Here is a 22280-nt window from a genome sequence, read left to right as displayed (position 1 = left end):
AGAGATTGAGGCATGAATTAAGCCCAACGATTGCAGATATTCAAAATATATCGTGCTCTACGCTAGCGCACCCCGCCGGGCACCATAGTTAATAAGTGCTGGCTCGGGTAGTTTTGCATGATATTGCGCTGTTGTAATTGCCAATAAAGCTGTTCCACATCATGGCGTTGACGGTCTAATAATAAACCCACCACACTGCCGCTGTGTGCCACATTCAGTCCATATAAATCTAGCTCTTCGACTAATTCCAGCAGAGCGCAGAAATCGGGTTTAACCAGTAGGTGCTGGCTGGCCTGTGCACTAAGTGTGGTGGACTGGCCTAGCAGGGCGCAATCATGGCGCTCAGCGGCCTGCGTAAACAATTGCCATGCTTGCTCTAACGATGGGGCGCTTGCCAGTAGGGCTGTCTGGCGATGTCGACGATGATAATCCTCGGTATTGAGGCATTGTGGGCTTTCCAGTAGCAAAATATCCACGCAGGGTTGCCAATCATAAGCAATCTGTGTGGCGGCGGTTTGATGATCAAACAGGGTCAGCCGTTGAAACAAGGTGCTGTCAGTGGGTTCAAGGCTAACACACAAGGCAGCCAGTGCGGCTTCATCCAGAGTTTCCCCCAAGTGACGTGCGGTTGCCAGAGCAGTGGCGGCAATATCTGCGGTGCTGCTGGCTAACCCTTTTGCCACCGGAATGGTAGAATCAAAATTGATATGCAGGCCACGGGCCATCTCTGCTGGTTGGTCAAAATAAGCCAATACTGCCTTCAGCATTTGGCGCATCCGTGGCCGTTCGTGGCTGCCCGGCACACCGTCGGTCACTGATACCGTGCTAAACCAGTTTATCGGGCAAGAAATGAGCTTCTCCCCACCCAGTATCCAGCCCTGAATCAACTCACCACAGGAGGCGGGGCAACGGGCTTCAGCCATGGCTAAAAACCTGTTGTAACGCGGTGACCAGTCGTTGATTGTCCGTTGCACTTTTGATGGCCACACGATAGTGGTCGCGGGTCAATCCGGGGTAATTGGCGCAATGGCGAATCAGAATATGGTGCTGTAATAATGCCGGTTGTAGCGCTATTTCCGGCCTTAAACAGCGTAGGAAAAGATAGTTGGCGCAACCTTGCCACACCTGCAATGCGGGAATAGCGCACAATTGCTGATATAGCCAGTGCTGCTGCTGTGCCAACCATTCATGAGTGGCTTGAATATAAGGCTGGTCATCGAGAATAATCTCACCTGCCAATGCGGCGAAGGCATTGATGGTCCAGGGTTCGCGCTGCTGTTTCATCTGCTCGATACCCTGCAAATCACCGCTAAGCAAGTATCCCAACCGCAACCCTGGAATCGCGAAAAACTTGGTCAGTGAGCGCAATACATAAAGGTGAGGGAAATCAGCTAATTGTGGGATAAGTCCCGGCGCATCAGGGAGGAAATCAATAAAGGCTTCATCAACAATTAACGCAATTTGGTATTGATGGCAGCAGCGTACAATAGCTTGCAGCAGGTTAGTATCTGGCATTAATCCAGTCGGGTTATTGGGGGTTGCCAGAAACAGGCAGTCAGGGCGCTGCTGTTCTAATACCGCCAGCAGCCGTTCATCGGGCTGATAGCCATCAGCGTCACTCATCTGATAATCATCAATCTGGCAACCGACCCGTTGCAGGGCGCGACGGTATTCAGCAAAACCCGGTGTCAGCAGCAGGGCAGTGCGAGGTTGCAGGTAATGCACTACTGCATAAATCAGTTCGGTTGCACCATTGCCTGCCATGATATTTTCTGGCAAACAATGGTGAGCGCGGGCCAGTGCACTGTGCAGTTGGCGATACTCAACATCAGGGTAGTGTTCCGCGCGTGCTAACTGTTTAACAATGGCGGTTTTTAGGGAGTCTGGCATTCCCAACGGATTAATATTGGCACTGAAATCAATAATGTTCTCGGCGTTTGTCCCGATTTTCAGTGCCATTTCCAGCACATTCCCGCCATGTTCGCTCATTGCTGCGTTATTCCCCTATTTAGGATGTGTGTTCAGAGTACCATAAGCGAGGGAATTGAGTTTAGCGACAACACTTCTGGTGTGAATGCCAGTAGGTCGCGCAAGCGCACCACATCACCGATAACAATCAGTGCCGGGGCTGATAATCCTTGCGCCGCAACTTGATCAGCTAACGTGGTCAGAGTGCCACTGGCTACTTGCTGTTGCTGATGGCTGGCATACATCACCACCGCCGCAGGTGTGGTGGGCGCTTTGCCGCCAGCAATCAATTGCTGACAAATGGTGGCCAGTTGCGTCATGCCCATCAGGATAATCAATGTACCTTCCAGTTTTGCCAGTGTTGCCCAATCCTGTGGCTCATTGCCCTGACGTAGATGGCCGGTAACCACATGAAAACCTGAGGCATAATCACGATGGGTCACCGGGATACCCGCATAGGCCAATCCACCGATGGCGGAGCTGATCCCCGGCACCACTTCAAACGGAATATCCGCCAGAGCCAGTGCTTCGGCTTCTTCTCCGCCACGGCCGAAGACATAAGGGTCGCCGCCTTTTAGCCGCACCACATTCAAGCCGCGTTGAGCACAATCCACTAGAATTTCATTGATTTGCGGTTGTGGTACCAAATGATGGTTGGGTGTTTTGCCCACATTAATCATTTCACAACCGTCTGGTGCTTCAGCTAATAATTCCGCACAGACTAACCGGTCATAGACCAGCGCTTCAGCGCGACGAATGGCATGTAAGCCTTTCACTGTAATCAGTGCTGCATCCCCCGGCCCCGCACCGACTAGCCAAACTTTTCCACTTTTCATATTGCCTCTCATTGTGTGGCGAGGGCCGGTTGTACCGGCAGGTTCAGTGCCACGCGCAGGACATCACGGGCTATCATTAATTCTTCATTAGTATTGACGATGGCAATTTGTACCGGTGCGGCATCTTGCTGAATAAAGAACTGATTTCTCATGTTCTTTTCTTGATCCAACTCAATCCCCAGGAATGCCAGCTCCCGGCATATCTGCTGGCGGGCGCTACGTGAGTTTTCACCAATGCCGCCGGTAAAGATAAGCGCATCAATCCCCCCCAATTGCACGATATAGCTGCCAATCACGGCGCGGATCCGCTCAGCGAACAGTTCAAGAGCTAATGCTGCACGGCGGTTGCCGTTATCGGCCGCTTGTTCCACATCACGATAATCATGAGAAATGCCGGAGATACCCAGCAAACCGGATTGGTTATTGATCAGATGGTTAATTTCAACCGCACTTTTGCCTTCTGTTTGCTGAATAAAAGGCAGGATTGATGGATCAATATCGCCGCTACGGGTGCCCATCATTACTCCTGCCTGGGGGGTAAATCCCATCGAGGTATTGACGGACTTCCCGTGGCCGATAGCGCAAATACTGGAACCATTACCGAGATGGCAGGAGACAATACGTAGCGCTGCCAATGGCTGGCCCATTCGCTCAGCACAGACCGCACTGACATATTTATGACTGGTGCCGTGAAAGCCGTAACGACGAATTCCCAACTCTTCGTAATAGCGCCACGGCAGCGGGTATAGGTATGAGGTCTGACTCAATGTTTGATGGAATGCGGTATCAAATACTGCCACGGCGCTGGCATGGGGCAGGGCAAGCTGGAACACGCGAATACCTAATGCATTCACCGGGTTATGCAGCGGCGCTAATGTGCCAAGCTGTTCAATTTTATCCAGTATTTGCGGGGTAATCAGTACCGAATCGGCAAAGGTTTCACCGCCGTGGGCAACACGATGACCGACGCCAATGATTTCGTCTAATGAGTCAATAATATTGTGCTCAATCAGCGCCCGAAGCAGGTGTTCAGCGCCTTGACGGCAATCCGCGATGGGTAAGGTTTCTCGCCATTGCACATCACCGACTCGCAGGTTAAATATCGCATCATCCATCCCAATGCGTTCAATTAATCCCTGACATAACACCTGCTCGTGATGTTGGCCGGTCTGTTCATTTAGCATGGAAAACAGCTGAAATTTCAACGAAGAACTGCCGGCGTTAATCGCCATAATCTTACCGGACATGCGACTCTCCACAATGTTTTAAATAAGTCATAAGGGATTCAAATAAGTCATAAGGTCAGTTAACCCCTCGCCGGTTTGCGCCGAGGTGATAAAAATATGTTGTGCGCCCGCTTGGGTCAGGCAATCCGCCGCCCAGCCCAGTTGGTCGGTGTGGCTGACGGTATCGGCTTTACTGATGATGCCAATCACCGGTTTGTTGAAAACCTGCGCCAGCATTGGCGCAAACCAGCTCTGCGTGGCATCGGCATTTTGTACCAACCCCACCACATCGGCTTCACAAGCACTGGCTAATAACGCACTGTATAAACAGCGGTTTTCCAGATATTCACCCGGCGTATCTATGGCATTGTCCTGCCAGATAATGGACTGGGTTTTCTGGTAATTCAGTGCCTCGCCGCGTAAGCGCTGAATCAGCGAGGTTTTGCCGCACTGACTGGGGCCAATCAACATGATGCGTTGCATGGCATCAGGTCCGGGTCATCGGGCAGGCAGTGAATTTCATCATGTCGCCCAAGGTGTGAATCACCTGTTTCAATGCGTATTCCACCGCGGAAACATCACCGGTAAACACCACGGCACCCGTAAATCGGTCAATAAAACCAATCTCGACTGCGCCGGATTTGGTGGCGATATCACTGGCAATAATCGAGGCTTCACTGGGGGTAATGGTCAAAATGCCAATGGCGCTGCTGACATCGTTTAGCCCCAGTTTTTTATAAAGCGCCTTGTTAGGGTTAGCTATCAGGTGCGCCAGGGTTATCTGTTTACCGGGAACATATTCCTGGATCACGCGCTCGGGGGTGCTATTTGCTTCCATCATGCCTCCTGAACTAACTGACGCCACAGCGCCTCATGGGGCCGTGGGATAACTGAGCTGTATATCAATAATCCCTTTTCACCCGCACATTGGCTGGCGACCTCGACGGCGGTTTGCACATCGGCAATGTCACCGCTAAGCACCTGATAACATTTGCCACCGATACCAAAAGCCATATGAATACGTACCAGAGTGACATTAGCGGCTTTCACTGCGCGGTCGGCGGCGGTAATGCAGGCCACAACACTCCAGGTCTCCACCACACCTGCCGCCTGACGGTTTTCCACCGGGTTCAGGCCGCTGATGGCGGGTAATACTGATGGATGAAGATTGGGCAAAACGATGCTGTCGACCAATAAGTGACCGCTGTGCCGTTCACCATTTTGTACCGACTGAGTCACCGCCCCGATATCACCTCCCACCATCAGCAAATACTTGCCGGGGCACAGGGTTTTGCTGACCAACAGGTCGACGTTGGCACTTTTTAGCATCAGGTCGCAGACTTCCATCCCTTTGGCAATACTGCTTAATTCAACAATTCCAATGGCTTGTGACATGCCGATTCCTCTTTAAAAAACACGATCAGCCGCGACTTATCGTGATGGCACTGCCATCGATGGCAGTAACCACGCCGCTGATACTGGCGTGCAGTGGTGCACCCAAGGCGTTATGCGGGATTTGCCCAATTAATTGGCCCTGTTCTATCCGCTCCCCCACTGCGACGATGGCCTCTGCGGTAGCACCGATATGCTGGCGTAATGGCAATATCACCTGTTGAGGCTGATAGGGCTCCTCACTAAACGGTGCGGCCTGATACCAGTCGGTTAAATCCAGGCGGGCGATCAACCGTGCTGTTGGCACCATGCGGTATTTCGCCATCGGGTCAGCTTCGCGTAGCTCCCCTTGATAGCGGGCACCCTGCGCACGTAACTGAGTTTTCAGCAGGCGGTTAATGCGCATCGGCGAGATATCCACCGGGCAGGCATAGCTTTCACACAGACTGCATTCCGAGCAGGTCAGGGCGCTGAGTAAAATATCTGGCGTGGCGACTTGCTGGTAGATAATCGCCCGTACCAACAGGTGCGGCGGTAATTCATGGCCGATAAGGTGGCGCGGGCAGAGTTCGGTACACATACGGCACTGTTCGCAGACGGTGCGAGCGATGGCAAGCACATCCTTATCACTGCGGGCACGGCGGGTAATCAGCAAATGATCAGCAGGCAATACCAGCAGGCCGCCAGTGGTTTTGGTGACGGGCTGATCAAGGTCATGCAGGGCATGGCCCATCATCGGGCCACCATTAATATAAGCGGGGTTATTAATGGTCGCGCCACCCGCCAAAGCCAACACTTCCCGCAGTGACGTGCCCAGTGGCACCGTCAAGGTCAATGGCCGAGCTACGGCACCATTCACTGTGAGGGTTCGGCGGGTGACCGGCCACTGCTGTTCAACGGCGCGGGCCACGTTGAGCAGGGTTTGCACGTTATTCACCACCACCCCAATGCTGATGGGCAGCGCCGCAGGTGGAACCCGACGGCCAGTTGCCAACCAGATGGTGATCACTTCATCTCCGGCGGGGTAAACATCGGGTAAAATATGCAACCGAATCTGTGGTGGCAGCAGCGGTGTCAGCGCTGCGATGGCCTCCTTATACTTAGCTTTCAGCGCAATGATGCCTTCGCCTGCGCCGGTGGCTTTCATGCCATACAGCACGCCGCGCACCAGCCGTGCCGCCTGGCGTGGGATCAATTGCTGATCCACTTTCAACATCGGTTCACACTCAGCGGCATTGACCAGGAAAATCTCGGCCTGTGCCTGTAACTTCACCGCTGTGGGGAACCCGGCACCACCGGCTCCGACCACACCGGCGTCACGCACCCGCTGTTGGATAGTCGCTGCATCACAGGGTGTCAGTTCACCATAAGCGGGTGGCGAGTGCAGCACGTTGGCCTCAGGCATCTGCATATCACTCATAAAGCGCCTCGATAATCCCACGGATATCCTGGTCGCTGGCTGGGCGCGGGTTGGTGCGCAATGTGATGTCGGCAAGGGCTGCTGCAATCATGTCGGGGAGATGTTGCTGCAATTGGCGCTCATTAACTTTCATTGCCGCCAACGGCTGAGGTAGCCCGCACTGGCGTTTTAGCTGCTCAATTTGGTGAACCAGCTGATTGACTGCACTGCGATCATCGCCATTGGCCGGGCTGAAATGGCACAGCTTCGCCAATCTTGCATAACGCTTACGCGCTCGCGCATCTGCGGCGTTAAAGCGAATCACCGGCACCAGCAACAGGGCATTCGCTAAGCCGTGAGCAATGTGGAATTGCCCCCCCAATTGGTGGGCGATGGCATGATTGATACCCAGTCCCGCCTGACTGAATGCTATGCCGGCCAGCGTCGAGGCATTGTGCATTTTGCCGCGGGTTATCAGGCAGTCACCTTTACGGCAGGCGGTTGCCAGATGGCGAAATACCAGTTGTACCGCTTTTTCTGCCAGTGCATCGGTAAAATCACTGGCGCGCGGTGATACATAGGCCTCCAGCGCATGAGTCAACACATCCAATCCGGTATTGGCAGTAATGACGGGGGGCACGCTCGCCACCAGTGCGGCATCCAAAATGGCGATATCAGGATAAATTTCATCGTCAAAGATGGGATATTTAATGCTTTTCTCCGGATCACTTATCACACAAGCGCTGGTGACCTCAGAGCCTGTCCCGCTGGTGGTCGGGATGGCGATACAGGTTTCTATCTCCAGCCCTTGTTTACGGCTAAACCAGACAATGGCTTTGGCGGCATCCAGTGCCGAACCACCGCCAAAACCGATCACTATGTCGGGGCGCAGTGCTTGCATCTGCTCAATCCCCTTCACCACGGTGGCGATATTCGGATCCGGCGTGATATCGCTGAACAGGGTAATTTGGTTGTCGGCTGGCAAGGCTTGTCTCAGTTTATCCAGCAGCGGAGAGGTGGCTAAAAAGCCATCGCAAACTATCCAAATTTTGCGCTGATGAAAGCGTTGCAGCACCTTGAGGCTGCCTTCCCCGCTATAAATGCGTGTTTGCAGGAAAAAAGTTTTCATACATCCTCGCTCAGCGAATAGAGAAACCATTAGTCAGTACACAGCGGCGTTGACGTGCAAAGGTACGCGCCGAGGTAGTACCCTCACCAGTCGGGGTGGCAATAGTAAAGGTGGTAAAGCCTTCACCGCCGACACCTATCCCGGCATAGGACGGGCCATTTTTGACAAAAATGGAGGTTTGCAACAAACGTGCAGCCAGATTCAAGCGCGAGACATTTTGCGAGTGCATGGTTGCGGTATGATGCAGGCCGCCCTCGACGTGCAATGCCAATGTCAGGGCCGCATCAAAATCCTTTACCCGCACCACCGGTAACAGCGGCATCAATTGTTCGGTGGTGACCAGTGGATCGTCACCAGCCACTTCGACCAATAACAGACGCGGGGCTTTAGCCGGGCAGGTGATGCCGGCGGCTTTCAGCAGTTCAATGGGACTTTTACCCACCAGATTTTTATTGGCATGGCCTTGCGGCGTCAGGCAGGCTTTGCGTAAGCTGTCGACCTCTTGCGGATGGCTTATCAGTAATGCATCGAAGGCCTGCATCTGTTGCAATAAACGGTCGGCAACACTTTCCACCACGATCAGGCTTTTCTCTGCAATGCACGGCAGGTTGTAGTCAAATGAAGCGCCTGCCACGATATCCTGCGCCGCTTTAACTAACTCAGCGGTTTCATCCACCAGACAAGGTGGGTTACCCGCACCGGCACCAATCACTTTCTTGCCGCTTTTCATGCCCATCGCCACAATGGCCGGGCCACCAGTAATAGCGAGCAAGGCAATTTTGTCGTGTGCCATCATCTGTTGGGTGGCTTCGAAACTCGGTTCTTTTACTGTCACCACCAGATTGCGAATGCCGCAACTGTTGAAAATGATCTCTTCAATTTGGGCGATGAGATCCAATGACACGGCTTTAGCACCAGGGTGGGGGCTGAAATAGACTGCATTACCCGCTGCCAACATACTGATGCTGTTATTAATAATGGTTTCGGTCGGGTTAGTGCTGGGGGCGACTGAACCAATAACGCCGAAGGGTGAATACTCGAATAACACCATGCCGCCATCACCGGTCAGGGCGGTGGTAGACAGGTCTTCAATACCCGGAGTGTTTTCCAGTGCAGCTTTATTTTTCAGGAATTTATCTTCTTTATTCCCCATGCCGGTTTCACTGGCGCCGCGTTCGGACAGAGAGACGAGTTGTGACTTTAGTTGCTCACGGATAGCGCGGATAATGGCGCTGCGAGTTTTCATCGGGCTTTGCTGATAGCGCAAAAATGCGCTGTGAGCAGCATTAATGGCTTCATCCACGCTGGCAAAAATGGCGCTGGAGGCTGGGGCCGTGACCTGCGTCAGTTGCTCGGTGAGGATAGTGCGAATGAGCGATTCAAGGTCATTGGTATTCATTATTCATTCCTCAGATGTAAAGCCGATATGGCCGCTTCTGCTATGTGCATATCTTGTTCGACGCTACCGCCGCTTATCCCTAAACCTCCCACCAATTGGCCGTCACGCCACAGTGGGTAGCCCCCGCCAAAACTCACCACTTTGCCGCCAGTGCTGGCTTCTAGTTGGAACAGATCGGCCCCCGGTTGAATGGCAGCACTGAGTTGGTGGGTAGCGGTTTTCAAGGCGACAGCGGTCCAGGCTTTTTTCGGTGCCAGCTCGCTGCTGACCAGCAAGGTATCGGGCATGCGGTAGGTCATAATCATGTTGCCGTGGCGGTCGGCCAGTGCCACAACTACGGCAATTTGTAATTTCATGGCGGCTGCAACCGCTAACTTAACCAGTTGGTGAACATCAGAAAATCCGAGTCCAGCGCCCACGGTTTGAGTGGTCGCAACGGGTTTTTCCGTGGTTGCGGCTAAATAGCGCGCCAGCACGGTTTGTGCTGTTTGTTGCAATGTCTGGCGTTGGTCTTCATCGCGGGCCAGGGCATACAAGCAGTCCGATAGCCGGTTGAGATACTGCAATAACACCGGACGCACCGGTACTTTCTCGGCCAGTTCGATTAACCGCCGCTCGCAGCGCCGCGCCAAGGTGCGGGCAAAATGTAAGCGGCTTCCAGCTTCGGTGTTACCGGGCAGGATAAAACCGTGCACCGGTGGCAGTTGCGCCATGCAGCGGTCCACCGCGTGTTCCAGCGCTTGAATATCGGGTTCGCTAATACTTTTTCGCCCGCTGGGTGGGGCTTCGATGCCCTCACTGGCTAGTTCAGCGCTGAAATAAAACAGTTGATGTTGTACGGCATCGAGTAACTGAAGGTTTTCTTCACCTTGTGTCACGCGGGCACACAGGCTGAGTGCCGCATTCAGTTCATCCAAGGTGCCGTAGGTTTCCACCCGAGGATGACTTTTTTTGACGCGTTGACCGGTGAACAGGGCGGTAGTGCCCGCATCACCTGTTTTGGTATAGATGCTCATAAAATCACCGCTTAATCAGTAAGAGCATTCATCGACGATGGCGACAATCGCCAGGTCGATGGCATCATTCGGTTCGGCAAAAACGCGCCGGGCACTGGAACCACCGGACAGTAGCACCAGTTCACCTTGACCTGCGCCAACAGAGTCGACCGCCACTTCATCCGGCGTGTTGCTATCCGGAGGCAGCGAGCCATCACCGGCGACACGGCGCACCAACAGTAGTTTCTTACCGATCAGCGTCGGCGACTTTTGTGTTGAAACCACCGAACCTACCACTCGGGCCAGTTGCATGATTTACTCCTGCCTTAACAGTTGAATGTGACGGGCTGACAGTGTTTCCTGCGCCAGCGGTGTAACCAACGTAGAGCTGGCAATCAGCAACCAGCCGGGGGCAAGTGTGGCAATATCGCGATAACTCAATACCTTGCTTGCATGTAGCCGTACCGCCAGACCTTGGTTGTCACTGAAAGTTAGCGGCAACGGGCGCAGTGCCGTCATGGGCAGGGCGGGTAACAGTTGACGGTGCAGGCTGATATGCACTTTCATGCCCCACGACCAGGCCTCGTTCAAGGCCACCACCGCAGGACAGTGGGTATCGAACTGCGCCAGTTGATGGATAAACGCCAAATCCGGCAACATTAGATGCAGCGTGGCATGGTGCAGGAATACCGATGTATCCAGCCCGGCGCGTAGCTGAGGCAATAGCAGGGCGTGAACCCGGCGTTCGCGCTCAGCCAACCGCGTGACAATCTGGCTGACCAGCTGTTCGGTTTGCGCCTGAGTCAGATTCATGGTTGCATTGTCCGTGCTGGGGGTAGCAAAGTTGCAAAAGCTGCCGGGTCATCGGCTCCGGCGGCATTGGCCTCGTCGGTATCAATGTGCATTTCCAGTTTCATTTGGGGTGAAACGCGGATAGCAACATCATCCATAATCAACCGGCGGCCACTGCCGTGGATGGCCACTTGCACCCGGTCGCCGTGTTTGACCCGATAGATAAGGGCATCCAGTGGCGACATATGGATATGGCGCAAAGCCACAATCACACCCTGTGGCAATTCCAGCTCGCCATAGGGGCTGACCAGCCGGATAGCTGGCGTGTCAGCCAGATTGCCCGACATCCGCAGAGGGGCATTGATACCCAGTGTGCGGGCGTCGGTACGAGAGATCTCAACCTGACTGTAGCTGCGCAGTGGCCCCAGAATACGGACATTCTTCAAGCTGCCTTTCGGCCCGACCAAGGTCACCGTCTGAGCAGCGGCGAACTGGCCTGGCTGGAGCAGTGCTTTTTTCTCAATCAGCGGCTGATCGGGGAACAATTGTTGGTAATCCTGCACCGAAAGGTGCAGGTGTCGATTGGAAACCCCAAGCGGGATCGGACGAAGACGCATTTCGTCGAGGATCTTACTGACAACGGGTTCCAGTAACGCTTTTTCCATCAGACTTTTCCTCGTTTACCCAAGTGAATACAGCGAAAGCGAGGCTCACCTTTATGGCGTCGGCAAGCCGGGTCGAGGCAGAGATTGCAGCTCACACGAGGAGCTGGCGGGGCCTCACTTTCTGCACTTTGTCTTGCTACATCCAAATCCATTATTGCCACACCCAAGGCAATTTCTGGTTCATCGTCGGTGGCGGTAGCGGCAGGTCGTGGGGCTTCTGCTTCATCGCACTCGTCGATGGTGGGGCTTTCTGTCATAACTCTTTCGGCGACAACCTGTTGCGTAGGTTCGCTTAAGGTGGTGGTTTCAGTGGCGACTGGCTCAATGTGTGGCGCTTGCCAATACGCCATTAGGGTATCTGCCGGACGGGCCAGCACCGCACTTGAGACCAGCCCTTGATGCAGTTGGGCAAAGGCGGCTCCGGTACTGATTGCCGCCTGAACGGAAGCCACATCACCGGTCAGACGGATTAACATCCAGCCGGAGCCGTTGGTTTTTTCTATTCCAATCAGGGTGACGGATGCCGCTTTTGCCATGACATCCGCTGCACCAATCGCCAGCGCCAGACCGCTAACTTCAAGTAAACCCAGTGACGTTTTCACGCGGTGCTCCTCTTCTTACCCTTAGGCAGAGGTCGGTAAAATGGCTTCTACATCGCTGTGTGGGCGTGGGATCACATGGCAAGATTTCACTTCACCCACTGCGCTGGCCGCCGCAGAACCGGCATCAACCGCCGCTTTAACTGCGCCGACATCGCCGCGAACCATGACAGTCACCAAGCCGGAGCCGATTTTTTCGTATCCCACGAGCTGTACGTTGGCAGATTTGACCATGGCATCAGCCGCTTCGATGGCAGCGACCAGCCCTTTGGTTTCGATGAGTCCCAGTGCGTTGTTCATAGATATGAGTTCCTTGTTAATTTGAGTGTGATTACTTAAACGGTAAACCTTTGACTAATCGGGCGGCGTTGTTACCCAGTCGCCGTAATGGGTCTTCGTCTTGTGCCAGTGGCTGCCGGAACAGCGGGCTGGCGGGGGGTAAATGACGAAAATGCACGATAACTTCGTCGGCAGAACACGCCAGCCCCACCAATAGTGGTGAGCGGGTCGCCGCCTGCCAGGCGCGGAGAATGGCATCCGTGTCATCGTCTTGCTGCCACTGCCAGGGAATGCCTTCTTCCTCAATCCCTAGTAACACTTGGTGCCAGACCGCCTCGGGTGTTGGCGAGGTCAAGCTGATAACAATTGCGGGTGCATCTTGGGTAAAGTTCATGCGTGATTCTCCCGTTGCCAGGACAGAATCAATCCGGTGGCAACCGCATTACGCGGGCCTTCGCTGGCGCGGATATTGCCGCGACCGGCCACCAGCTTGTAGTGAGAAAGGGCGTCGGTGACCAATTGCGGGATTTCGAAGTCCAGTGACGAGCCGCCAACCAGCACCACGAAGGGGATATCGCGGATATTGCCGGTCGGACTGACTTGACGTAGCGCGCGAAGCGCATTGGTGACAAACACCCGCTCTTTAGCGCTGCGGCGGATATTGCGTACTTTTTCCAGTGCGTAATCTCCCGGCAGTGGCACCAATCCTTCCGGTTTAACCACCACTAATCGGGCAAAAACTTCGGGTGGTAGCGGTTGTGGGAAGAACTGAACGCTGCCGTCTTCGTGGCGCAGGTGGAACAGACTTTCCACTTTTGCCAAGGGATATTTTTTGATGTCTTCGGCCAAATAGCGGTCTTGGAGATCCAGCTCAGAGGCGATTATCATCGTGACCATATCGCCAGCACCCGCCAGATGGGTGGCAACAATTTGACCTTGCGCATTGATGATTGAGGCATCGGTAGATCCGGCCCCTAAATCGAGGATGGCGAGTGGCCGTCGCGTCCCTGGTGTGGTTAGCGCGCCGAGTATCGCCGCTTCGGCTTCCGCCCCCCCGACCTGTACATCAATATTCAGCGTCTTTTCGATTTCACTGGCGATATGTGCCATTTGTAAGCGGTCAGATTTCACCATAGAGGCAATACCCACCGCCTGTTCGAGCGAGAATTCACCCGCCAGACCACCAATGACGTTGACCGGAACCGCAGTATCAACTGCCAGCAGATCCTGAATAAAGATATCATTGGTCGGTTTGTTGGTCAGTTCCGCCATAGTTTGGCGGACGTGTTCGAGCATGCCGCCGATATTAGTGCCCGCTTCGCCACTGACGTTATCCACATGTCGGAAGCTGTTGACGGCGGTCATGATGGCTTCAGCACCGGTTGCGACATCCACCCGTACTGTGCGGCCATTAGCAAATAGCTCCAGATGCCCAGCGGGAATGGCGCGGGCTTTAACATCACCCTCCGGGGTTTTCACCACCACTGCGGAGCGCGTACCAATCAAAGCCCGCGCCACCGGAACGATGTTTTTGGTTTCTTCAGCACTCAATCCGAACACCGTGGCAATGCCATAAGGGTTAGAGAGGGTTTCAATCACCTGACCCGGCATAGCGACTTCAACCGCCGCCAACATCCCCATTGGGATACGGTCAATATGCAGCACCTCATCCACGATGGGCAGGGTGTGTGTGAGACGGTTGCTGACCAGTACACCATCATCCCGTTGCAGGATAATCGCGGTAATGCGGTATCCAGCGCCGTTAGCAGCATTGACCACGGCCGCCACATCGGCAAAATCAACCGCAGAGGGCACCACCAGAATGTAAGGCTGGTTAGGGCCTCGCGTGACCAACTCATCAATCGTGATGGTCAGCCCAACGCCTAACCCCAGTCCGCCGGGAGTTTTAGGGTTGTGACCGATCATGGTGGATTCAGTGATGATGGTTTCAGTTATGGTTTCCATCGCCACATCACCAATGACTGGGGTCGCCTCGTTGATGCGGATAAGACTGATATCGCTTAGTGCGATACCGGCCTTTTCCACCAACATATTCAGCGCCTTAGTGATGCCAAAAATGTTGCGCTGCGTCCCTTTGATACCAGTGGTTTCGGTTAGGGTACTGGTAACAAAGTGCAACTGACCATCAGTCATGCATTGTGCCAATGCGACTTCTGTTGATGAGTTGCCGATGTCTACCCCGACGATGTAATCCATATCTCTTACCTTAAGTTGCTGACAGTAACACCCCTCTGATTTAGCCGAGGTGAGCGAAGGGCCTATATGTTTAGGGGCGCTCCGGCGGCTCACGCTGCTACGACCCCAACGACCTATTTCCCTTCGTTTGATATCGCCAAATTAATCGTCGCCTTTTAGCTTTTTGCGCTGGACATACAAAACGGCGGCTTCGCGCACGAAGGCGGCACAAATGGTCGCTTTGTAGGTCTGTTCCAGATCATCAGCAATGGCATTCAACTCTTCTTTACTCGAGCGGAATGGGCGCAAGGCGTTATAGATATCCAGTACCTTGTCATCCGGCACTGCGGTCAGTTCAGCTGCGCGTTCGAAGTTCATTGCCAGCAGCGGGCGGCCAGCGTCTTTGGCAATGGATGCCTGAATACGCAGGATTTCCGGGGTAATACGTAAATCTTGTGAAGTAACACTGCCGTTTAAAACGTTCGCCAGCGTCAGATCATCCAGTGTTTTATTAGTGGCGGTTTTTACCCAGTCAGGGTGTTTATTCGCCAATGGATAATCAGAGACTTTGGCATCACTGCGCGAGCTGGCCGCTGGAGCACAAGCGGCAGTTGGCGTTTGGCCTTGCAAGCTGTTCATCTTGCTCAGCACATCGCGAACCATGGATTCAATAGCTTCGGAATTCATTGTGTTTTCCTTTGTTAAAGCGCCACCCGGAGTTCCTGAGGATTCTTGCCGGTCACCACATATTTGGTTTCTTTAATGTGCAGAATCGCGGATTTGGCCTGATATTTTGGCCGTGCCATTTGGTCATTCAGGGTCGGAACCGGTTGTGGTGATTCCCGTTTGGCGTAGCGAGCGGCGTTTTTACCAATCAAACGATAGGTTTCCAGCGTCAGCAGCGGGGCCTGTGGGAACAGCTCCAGGTTAGAAAGTGGCGGCAGACCTTGCTGATGAATGACCGTGGTACCTTTTGACTGGATGCCAATAGAGATCCCGGAGCCACTCAGGCGGTTGCCCTCGACGGCAACAAAAGCCACATCGGAGGATTTAAAGCAGCGGATAACCCGCGCTTTTATCCCTTCCTCTTCGATACCAGCAATCAGTTCGCGCAAAATATTCTTGTGCGGAATGCCGACGATATTGGCTGTTTGCGACAAGCCAAATGCCGGGCCGACAGCAATAATCACTTCATCTTGATGGGTACCGGGGCGGGCTTCACCCACTTCAGTGAGAAAATCTCCTGACGCCACAGCAGCCGTTGCCGTAGGTTGGGTATCTTGCTTAAAGGAGACGGTATTTTTGTCTCCCTGCATTTCCTGCAATACGCCTTCAATAATTTGGCGTAACAGTTTTTCGTTAATATCCACCATCTCGTGAACCCCTTAGCCAAGCTCATTCGGATCAAGCGCGTTTGGAATATTTTTAATTTCTTCCCAACGTGCACCTTCCAGCCGGTAACCGGTAGCTGGCCCCGCGTAGTCATTGACGTCATTCACCGCTGACAGCACCTGGTTATTACCTTTGATGATCGCCGAGGTATGCAGGTAGTCGCCGGCAATTTTGGCTTTCTGGATGTTGAGCATGTCCTGCGCTACATCTTCAAAGCCGCCTTGCGCCAAGGCTTTCACCACTTCCAGACCGGTGCGGTTTTTGCTGATGATTTCCTGAGCGAACTTGATGTCTTCGACGATGTTGCGTTCCGGCATATCTTTCGAGCCGTGGGCGTAGGTCGCCGCAATCACTTCTTCGTCGGTAATTGGCGGTAAACCCATTCCGGCGAATACCGCTTGCAGAGCGCGCGCAGCTTTATTGCGGATAGCCACGACGTCGGCTTCCAACACCGGACGCAGGCCGCCATCGACTTTCAGGTCACGCTGCAACACGTTGTAATCGTCAAAGTCTTCGGCATCTTCGTTGGAGCCAGCGAACATGTTGTCGTAGTTCGGCACTGCGGAATAACCCGAGGAGATAAAGTCAGTGCCCGGCAGGAACTGCATCAGCAGGCGAGCGGTACGGCGCATATCCGAGTGGGTAAAGGTCTGGTCGTTACTGGATGCACATTCCAAATCCAGCGCTGAGCAAATCAGGTTTTCGGCCAAAATGGCGCGAATGCCCGATGGCACCGCAGACGGCACACCGACACAACTGACGGAGCCGTTTTGCAGCCCCTGAACCCCGGCGGCTTTGGTGATATAAATACAGCGCGCTTCGAGATACAGCATGGATTTGCCTTCGGCATAGCCCATTTGCACTTCGGAGCCAGAACCGGAGGTGAAGCGCATTTTCAAACCGCGTGAAGCATAAGACGAAGCGAGAAAACCTTTTGACCACGGCGTGTCATCACCGTCGGTAAACACCGGTTCAGTGCCATAAACCGAGATGGTTTCGGCATAACAGGTGTGGCCCAGCATCCCCAGTTTCAGTTCAGTAGCTTCTTCCAGAGAACATTGAGTCAGCACCCCTGGGCGGCCAACTTGCGAACCGACCAACAGTGCAATGGCGTTGAATGGCGCATAACGAGCCACCGCCACCGTAGTTTCTTGCTCATCGAAACCACGGAATGCGCCTTCCGCCGCATCGGCGGCAATTTGCACCGGGTTATCTTTCACGTTGGTGACGTGAGCTTGTTGTGATGGTGTCCGACGAGCGCGCATTTTCTGCATCGACATCATCATTTCCACCACGTTCATGTGCGACACCACCTCGACGATTTTGGCTGGTGTCATGGCGGTCGTCAGCGGAACAATGGTGCGGCGCGACACATTTGGATCACACAACATATTGGCCAGCTTGATGGAATCCATCTTCATCACTTCTTCCGCATGGGCCAGATTGATACCGTAGCGGGCGATAAAGTGGTCGATCAGGTCGAAACTGCTTTGTGGTTTACCGTCGAGTTCAGTCACCACACCATTAACAATCTTGATGGAAGGTTTCGGATCGTTAGGGCTTTCCATGGCAATAAAGCCTTCCTCGATCCACTCTTTGACAAAGCCGTCCTGATTAACCGGGCGTTTCGCCAACGCTTCAAATCTTTTCGATTTCATGAAACAGCCTCACTGTGGCGTCAGATATAAGAAGGGCGGTCGTTTTTCGGTTCAGCACCTAAAGTTGCTAATACCGTTTTGCCGATCTCACGAGCAGAAATCACTGCCTGACGGACTGCGCCAGAATCGCCGGAGATAACCAGAATCACTTCGTTACTAAAGCTGGTGCCCTGTGCGGGAGAGCTGTAAGCCACCACATCAACATTGGCGGATTTCACTGCGGTATCGGCCATCAGAACACCAATGGAAGCCGGTGCACCGACAATCACGCCGCAAGAACGGCCCAACGGTGCGCCGAATGCTTTTTCCAGTGCATGGCTGGCACGCGCGCTGTATTGCAATTCGATATGACCCGCTTCATTGGCGTAAACATCACCAAATGTGCGGTCTAACTCTTTCAGCGCCACTTCAACTGCACGTTTCACGTCGGAAACATCATCACCACCGAAGATAATGAGCGAGCCATGACCGGCACCGCCTTTGGTATCGCGTGGTAATTCAATGCTGACCACTTCGGTATTGGTGGCTTTTACTGCTTCATCGGCGGCCATAATGTGCGGACCAGCACCAGTGCGAGCGCCCAAAATACCAATGGAGCGATAGCGTTTTTCCAGCTTCATTGCGTCCAACAGGGCGCTGTCGACGTTGGCGATCACAAGTCCGACCGTGTCACCGATCGCGGTTCCAACAAATTCCGTTAAACTGCAAGTTTTCTCAGCCATAGCCGTATCTCGTTGTTTATAGGATGGTTGTTTATAAGATGGTTGTGCAGAAGACGCCGGAGCGTGTTCACTGACTTTTGCTATCACCTGCGCCATGATTTGGTCGACCAGGTCATTGCTTTTCATTAGCTATTTCCCTTTGGTAAGTTTCCCTTGGGAAGAAAGGCCTCAACATCGGTATGTGGCCGTGGGATCACATGGGTTGATTTCACTTCACCTACGTTGGCAGCCGCGATAGCGCCTGCATCAGTGGCCGCTTTAACCGCCCCCACATCACCACGGACGATGACAGTGACCAGACCGGAGCCAATTTTTTCGTAGCCTACCAACGTCACATTGGCCGATTTCACCATGGTGTCAGCAGCCTCGATGGCCGCAACCAACCCTTTGGTTTCCACCATTCCTAGTGCTTCTTGTTGCATAAGTACCTCGACGAATATCATGTTCAAAAGTAATGTTGTTATATTCAGTAATAACGTTGTCAGGTTCGTGCTGAGATTGAATATACAAACAAGCAATGAAAAAGAATGGCTGTATTGAATTTACTGGCGGGAATGGTTAGTGACGAAATAACAAATTATTGTCATGAGCTCATTTAACTGATTATTTTATAAGTCTATTTATTAATGGATAGGTGATAATAATTGGTTTTTGCATATTCATAATTACAATTAAGTCAGTGACAATCCCTATTTTCTTTGGTACTCACGCACGTGAATATAAAGATGGAAGCTGGCTCACATTAAAATAGAAATTGCGAGCTTGCTAACAATAACGGAAAGAATAAATGACAAGAAAGTCACATTATTTAATTAGACAATAAGTTGCTTATTTACAGGGTTTTGAGGGGGTTCTGGGCCAGGTAATAGCAATAATTTGCTATAGAAACTCTATTTTTTGTTTAACTAATAGCTAATCACGACAACACTTTCATTTTCCGTCTCTTTATAGTGATCAGGTCAAGGGCCGTGCAATACCGAAATAACAGTTTATTCATCATAATAACTTCAAGCAGGGTAACCCTATGAACGACTCGCTCAAAGCTCAGTGTGTGGCAGAATTTCTTGGCACCGGGCTGTTTTTGTTTTTTGGTATTAGTTGTCTGGCGGCGATGAAAGTGGCCGGTGCCAGTTTTGGTTTGTGGGAAATCTGTATTGTGTGGGGGCTGGGGATTTCACTGGCGGTTTATCTGACCGCGGGTATTTCCGGTGCTCACCTCAATCCCGCGATTACCATTGCTTTATGGCTGTTTGCCTGTTTCCCGGCGCGCAAAGTCATTCCCTACAGCATTGCACAGATTGCCGGTGCTTTTGGTGGTGCGGCGCTGTCTTATATGTTGTATCACAACTTATTTACTGATTTTGAAACCGCCCATCAGATGGTACGTGGCAGTCTGGAAAGTCTACAACTGGCCAGTATTTTCAGTACCTTCCCCTCACCGGCTATCAGTGTATGGCAAGCCGCATTTGTTGAAATCATTATTACCTCCATTCTGATGGGGCTGATTATGGCGTTGACGGATGATGGTAATGGGGTACCGCGTGGTGCATTAGGGCCGCTATTGATTGGTATCCTGGTGGCGGTGATAGGGGCTTCAACCGGGCCATTAACCGGTTTTGCCATGAACCCCGCGCGTGATTTTGGCCCTAAATTATTTACCTTCTTTGCCGGCTGGGGAAAAATCTCAATGACTGGTGGGCGTGATATCCCTTATTTCATTATCCCGATTGTCGCCCCTATTATTGGTGCTTGCCTCGGTGCGGCGGTTTATCGCTTCTTCATTGGCAAAAACCTGCCTTGCAATACGTGTAAATTAGAGGATGAGAAAGCCAGTTTATAAATCAACGTAAGTTTCCTCATCTTGAATCTATGAAACGAGATGAGGAAATTTCGTGATCTATTCTGGTTAATGGACTGATTATAGTCCCCTGTTGATTATGACTCTGGTAAGGTGGATTGTTATTTTCCTTCATTTTGCCAGAGGCTAAACCTTCACAGGGAAATAGGTTTTCCACTTGCTGATAGGAATGCAAATATAACAAATTAGTAACAAATGGTTTATTACAGGGATGATTTATAGCAACAAACGAAACTTAATAATAATAAATTAAAATTAACTGAGAGGTTTTATCATGATTTCTGCCAGTTCTCTAAACTCAGAGCTCATAAATAAAATCGCGCAGGATTTTGCTCAGGCCACAGGGCTGGCCGTGGTGGTAGTGAATATTCACGGCGAAGAGATTTCTGATCTTTTTAACTTTACGCCATTTTGCCAGTTGATGCGCCAGGACCCGGTGAACCATCTCCGTTGCCGAATGAGTGATCGTTGCGGGGGTCTTGAAGCTTCAAAGTCCAATGAGCCTTGTATTTATCGCTGCCACGCTGGGTTAACTGATTTCTCTATTCCGCTGGTCATTGCCGGTCATTTAGTGGGTTTTGTGTTATGTGGCCAGGTGCGGTTGCACTCAGATGTTTATCTGATTGATATACTTAATGTCGATAATCACTGGCAGCAGAATCCGGCACTGATGGATGAGTTCCACAATGTGCCTGTTATGGATTTTTCACGGGTGATTGCATCGGCAGATTTATTGAAGTTGATTGTTGAGAATTGCCTCAAAAAACATCTCAATTTTGTGGTGATCAACGACAACATGGGCAGCAAAGAACCAGGCAGAATACGACCGGTTCACCCCCATGACAGCAAAATGAAGAAAGCACTACGTTATATTGATACGCATTTATCGGAAGAGCTACGGCTGGAAGAAGTGGCGGCTAAGGTATATCTCAGCCCGTACTACTTCAGCAAATTATTTAAAAAATATCAGGGCATCGGATTTAATGCCTGGGTCAATCAGCAGCGGATGGCCAATGCCAGAGAGATGTTACAACACAGCGATTGGAGTATTGCCAGCATTGCCAAGAATCTGGGTTTTTCCCAAACCAGCTATTTCTGCAAAGTGTTCCGTCAGACCTACAACGTGACACCGCAGGTATTTCGCTCACTTTCTTCTGAACGCAGCGAAATGGAATGATAGTTATTGATCTAATATCAATTGGTCATGCTGTTCATTCAAGTTTGTCTATTTTAATATCCAGTTTGATATTAAAAATACAAAATAAATAATGACAATTTTTTGCTATTTTTTAAAACGATATTTTTCATTTAACTTGTTGTTTTTAAATGTTTTATTTGTATTTTCATGGCAATTATTTGTTGTGGCGATACAAAAAAATCACTCGCAAAAAATGAAATTAACCATTTTTTATGAACAGAAAAGCGTATATTAATTTCAAGAAAGCCTACCAGGCTACTAATTAATAAACGCTCTGTTATAACAGTGTAAATAAAGAGATAAATTAAATAACGAAATAAGAAATTAAATAACAGAATCTACTGTACTTAAATACTGAAACAGGTATGTCGTGGATAACACGATTGGGAAGGGGGTGTAAATCCCCCGCAGCCCCCGCTGCTGTGATGCTGACGAACCCGCTGAGACCACTGATCCATAGGATTGGGAAGGTAGCGGGGGAGAGTGACGCTAAGCCAGAAGACCAGCCAAATCAGTAAAGAGTTTCAACTCCTTCGGTGGGAAGCGGGTTGTCATCAGATGCGCGCAGCGGTGACGT

General features: G+C 51.8%; 25 protein-coding genes and 1 riboswitch. Of the genes, 2 read left to right on the top strand and 23 right to left on the bottom strand.

The window, feature by feature from the left end:
• Positions 1-62: 62 nt before the first annotated feature.
• The 23 genes from QSV56_RS08905 to pduA all read right to left on the bottom strand — a co-directional run bounded on the left by QSV56_RS08905 (position 63) and on the right by pduA (position 19069).
• Complete coding sequence (locus QSV56_RS08905; protein ID WP_019080999.1) at positions 63-923, bottom strand: GHMP kinase; 861 nt, start codon at positions 921-923, stop codon at positions 63-65.
• Positions 916-1989, bottom strand: a complete 1074-nt coding sequence (cobD, locus tag QSV56_RS08900; protein ID WP_046695244.1) for a threonine-phosphate decarboxylase CobD — start codon at positions 1987-1989, stop codon at positions 916-918. Before cobD ends, QSV56_RS08905 begins: the two co-directional genes overlap by 8 nt.
• Before the next feature lie 32 nt (positions 1990-2021).
• Positions 2022-2804: a uroporphyrinogen-III C-methyltransferase gene (gene cobA / locus QSV56_RS08895; protein ID WP_301212020.1), complete on the bottom strand. Its 783-nt coding sequence runs from the start codon at positions 2802-2804 to the stop codon at positions 2022-2024.
• 8 nt (positions 2805-2812) lie between these two features.
• Positions 2813-4051, bottom strand: a complete 1239-nt coding sequence (locus QSV56_RS08890; protein ID WP_046051247.1) for an acetate/propionate family kinase — start codon at positions 4049-4051, stop codon at positions 2813-2815.
• A 27-nt stretch (positions 4052-4078) separates the two neighbouring features.
• Positions 4079-4513 carry a EutP/PduV family microcompartment system protein gene (locus tag QSV56_RS08885; RefSeq protein ID WP_004699368.1) on the bottom strand — a complete coding sequence of 145 codons (435 nt, stop codon included), beginning with the start codon at positions 4511-4513 and terminating at the stop codon, positions 4079-4081.
• 4 nt (positions 4514-4517) lie between these two features.
• Positions 4518-4868 carry a propanediol utilization microcompartment protein PduU gene (gene pduU, locus QSV56_RS08880; RefSeq protein WP_005157716.1) on the bottom strand — a complete coding sequence of 117 codons (351 nt, stop codon included), beginning with the start codon at positions 4866-4868 and terminating at the stop codon, positions 4518-4520.
• The gene (locus QSV56_RS08875) at positions 4868-5425 is read right to left on the bottom strand and encodes a BMC domain-containing protein (protein ID WP_004699367.1); all 558 of its coding nucleotides are present in this window, start codon (positions 5423-5425) and stop codon (positions 4868-4870) included. Before QSV56_RS08875 ends, pduU begins: the two co-directional genes overlap by 1 nt.
• A gap of 25 nt (positions 5426-5450) precedes the next feature.
• Complete coding sequence (locus tag QSV56_RS08870) at positions 5451-6842, bottom strand: 4Fe-4S dicluster domain-containing protein (protein WP_301212016.1); 1392 nt, start codon at positions 6840-6842, stop codon at positions 5451-5453.
• On the bottom strand, positions 6835-7950 hold the full coding sequence (locus QSV56_RS08865) for a 1-propanol dehydrogenase PduQ (RefSeq protein WP_004699365.1): 1116 nt from the start codon (positions 7948-7950) through the stop codon (positions 6835-6837). The genes QSV56_RS08870 and QSV56_RS08865 overlap by 8 nt, the downstream gene beginning before the upstream one ends.
• 10 nt (positions 7951-7960) lie before the next feature.
• On the bottom strand, positions 7961-9349 hold the full coding sequence (locus QSV56_RS08860) for an aldehyde dehydrogenase family protein (RefSeq protein ID WP_301212013.1): 1389 nt from the start codon (positions 9347-9349) through the stop codon (positions 7961-7963).
• Entirely contained in the window at positions 9349-10365 is a 1017-nt protein-coding gene (locus QSV56_RS08855) for a cob(I)yrinic acid a,c-diamide adenosyltransferase (RefSeq protein WP_301212011.1), read from the bottom strand. Before QSV56_RS08855 ends, QSV56_RS08860 begins: the two co-directional genes overlap by 1 nt.
• A gap of 15 nt (positions 10366-10380) precedes the next feature.
• Positions 10381-10656: a EutN/CcmL family microcompartment protein gene (locus QSV56_RS08850; RefSeq protein ID WP_004699362.1), complete on the bottom strand. Its 276-nt coding sequence runs from the start codon at positions 10654-10656 to the stop codon at positions 10381-10383.
• Between the two features lie 3 nt (positions 10657-10659).
• Positions 10660-11157 carry a microcompartment protein PduM gene (pduM, locus tag QSV56_RS08845; RefSeq protein ID WP_301212009.1) on the bottom strand — a complete coding sequence of 166 codons (498 nt, stop codon included), beginning with the start codon at positions 11155-11157 and terminating at the stop codon, positions 10660-10662.
• Complete coding sequence (locus QSV56_RS08840; RefSeq protein WP_019080991.1) at positions 11154-11801, bottom strand: phosphate propanoyltransferase; 648 nt, start codon at positions 11799-11801, stop codon at positions 11154-11156. Before QSV56_RS08840 ends, pduM begins: the two co-directional genes overlap by 4 nt.
• Positions 11801-12403, bottom strand: coding sequence for a BMC domain-containing protein (locus tag QSV56_RS08835; RefSeq protein ID WP_019080990.1), 603 nt, complete (start codon positions 12401-12403; stop codon positions 11801-11803). The genes QSV56_RS08840 and QSV56_RS08835 overlap by 1 nt, the downstream gene beginning before the upstream one ends.
• Positions 12404-12424: 21 nt before the next feature.
• On the bottom strand, positions 12425-12700 hold the full coding sequence (gene pduJ / locus QSV56_RS08830; protein ID WP_004388818.1) for a propanediol utilization microcompartment protein PduJ: 276 nt from the start codon (positions 12698-12700) through the stop codon (positions 12425-12427).
• A 31-nt stretch (positions 12701-12731) separates the two neighbouring features.
• Entirely contained in the window at positions 12732-13073 is a 342-nt protein-coding gene (locus tag QSV56_RS08825) for a glycerol dehydratase reactivase beta/small subunit family protein (protein ID WP_019080989.1), read from the bottom strand.
• Positions 13070-14896 (bottom strand): diol dehydratase reactivase subunit alpha, encoded by a 1827-nt coding sequence (locus QSV56_RS08820; protein ID WP_301212004.1) that lies wholly within the window; start codon positions 14894-14896, stop codon positions 13070-13072. Before QSV56_RS08820 ends, QSV56_RS08825 begins: the two co-directional genes overlap by 4 nt.
• A gap of 141 nt (positions 14897-15037) precedes the next feature.
• Positions 15038-15562 carry a propanediol dehydratase small subunit PduE gene (gene pduE / locus QSV56_RS08815; protein WP_005157693.1) on the bottom strand — a complete coding sequence of 175 codons (525 nt, stop codon included), beginning with the start codon at positions 15560-15562 and terminating at the stop codon, positions 15038-15040.
• A gap of 14 nt (positions 15563-15576) precedes the next feature.
• Positions 15577-16245 carry a propanediol/glycerol family dehydratase medium subunit gene (locus tag QSV56_RS08810; protein WP_161803521.1) on the bottom strand — a complete coding sequence of 223 codons (669 nt, stop codon included), beginning with the start codon at positions 16243-16245 and terminating at the stop codon, positions 15577-15579.
• A gap of 15 nt (positions 16246-16260) precedes the next feature.
• Positions 16261-17925, bottom strand: a complete 1665-nt coding sequence (gene pduC / locus QSV56_RS08805) for a propanediol dehydratase large subunit PduC (protein ID WP_050131434.1) — start codon at positions 17923-17925, stop codon at positions 16261-16263.
• Between the two features lie 20 nt (positions 17926-17945).
• A complete protein-coding gene (gene pduB, locus QSV56_RS08800; protein WP_019080985.1) occupies positions 17946-18773 on the bottom strand; it encodes a propanediol utilization microcompartment protein PduB in 828 nt (275 codons plus the stop codon).
• Positions 18773-19069 (bottom strand): propanediol utilization microcompartment protein PduA, encoded by a 297-nt coding sequence (pduA, locus tag QSV56_RS08795; protein WP_005157689.1) that lies wholly within the window; start codon positions 19067-19069, stop codon positions 18773-18775. Before pduA ends, pduB begins: the two co-directional genes overlap by 1 nt.
• 602 nt (positions 19070-19671) lie before the next feature.
• Here pduA and pduF point away from each other — a divergent pair.
• Together pduF and pocR are read left to right on the top strand one after the other, a co-directional pair.
• Entirely contained in the window at positions 19672-20487 is an 816-nt protein-coding gene (gene pduF, locus QSV56_RS08790; protein WP_004699353.1) for a propanediol diffusion facilitator PduF, read from the top strand.
• 292 nt (positions 20488-20779) lie between these two features.
• Positions 20780-21682, top strand: coding sequence for a regulatory protein PocR (pocR, locus tag QSV56_RS08785; RefSeq protein ID WP_005168458.1), 903 nt, complete (start codon positions 20780-20782; stop codon positions 21680-21682).
• Between the two features lie 365 nt (positions 21683-22047).
• Positions 22048-22229, top strand: a riboswitch (cobalamin riboswitch).
• Positions 22230-22280: the final 51 nt, after the last annotated feature.

Source organism: Yersinia sp. 22-579, assembly GCF_030433455.1.
GTDB classification, from domain to species: Bacteria; Pseudomonadota; Gammaproteobacteria; order Enterobacterales; family Enterobacteriaceae; genus Yersinia; species Yersinia enterocolitica.
Note: the sequence above shows the minus strand (reverse complement) of the source record. Positions and strands in the feature narration are given on the sequence as shown.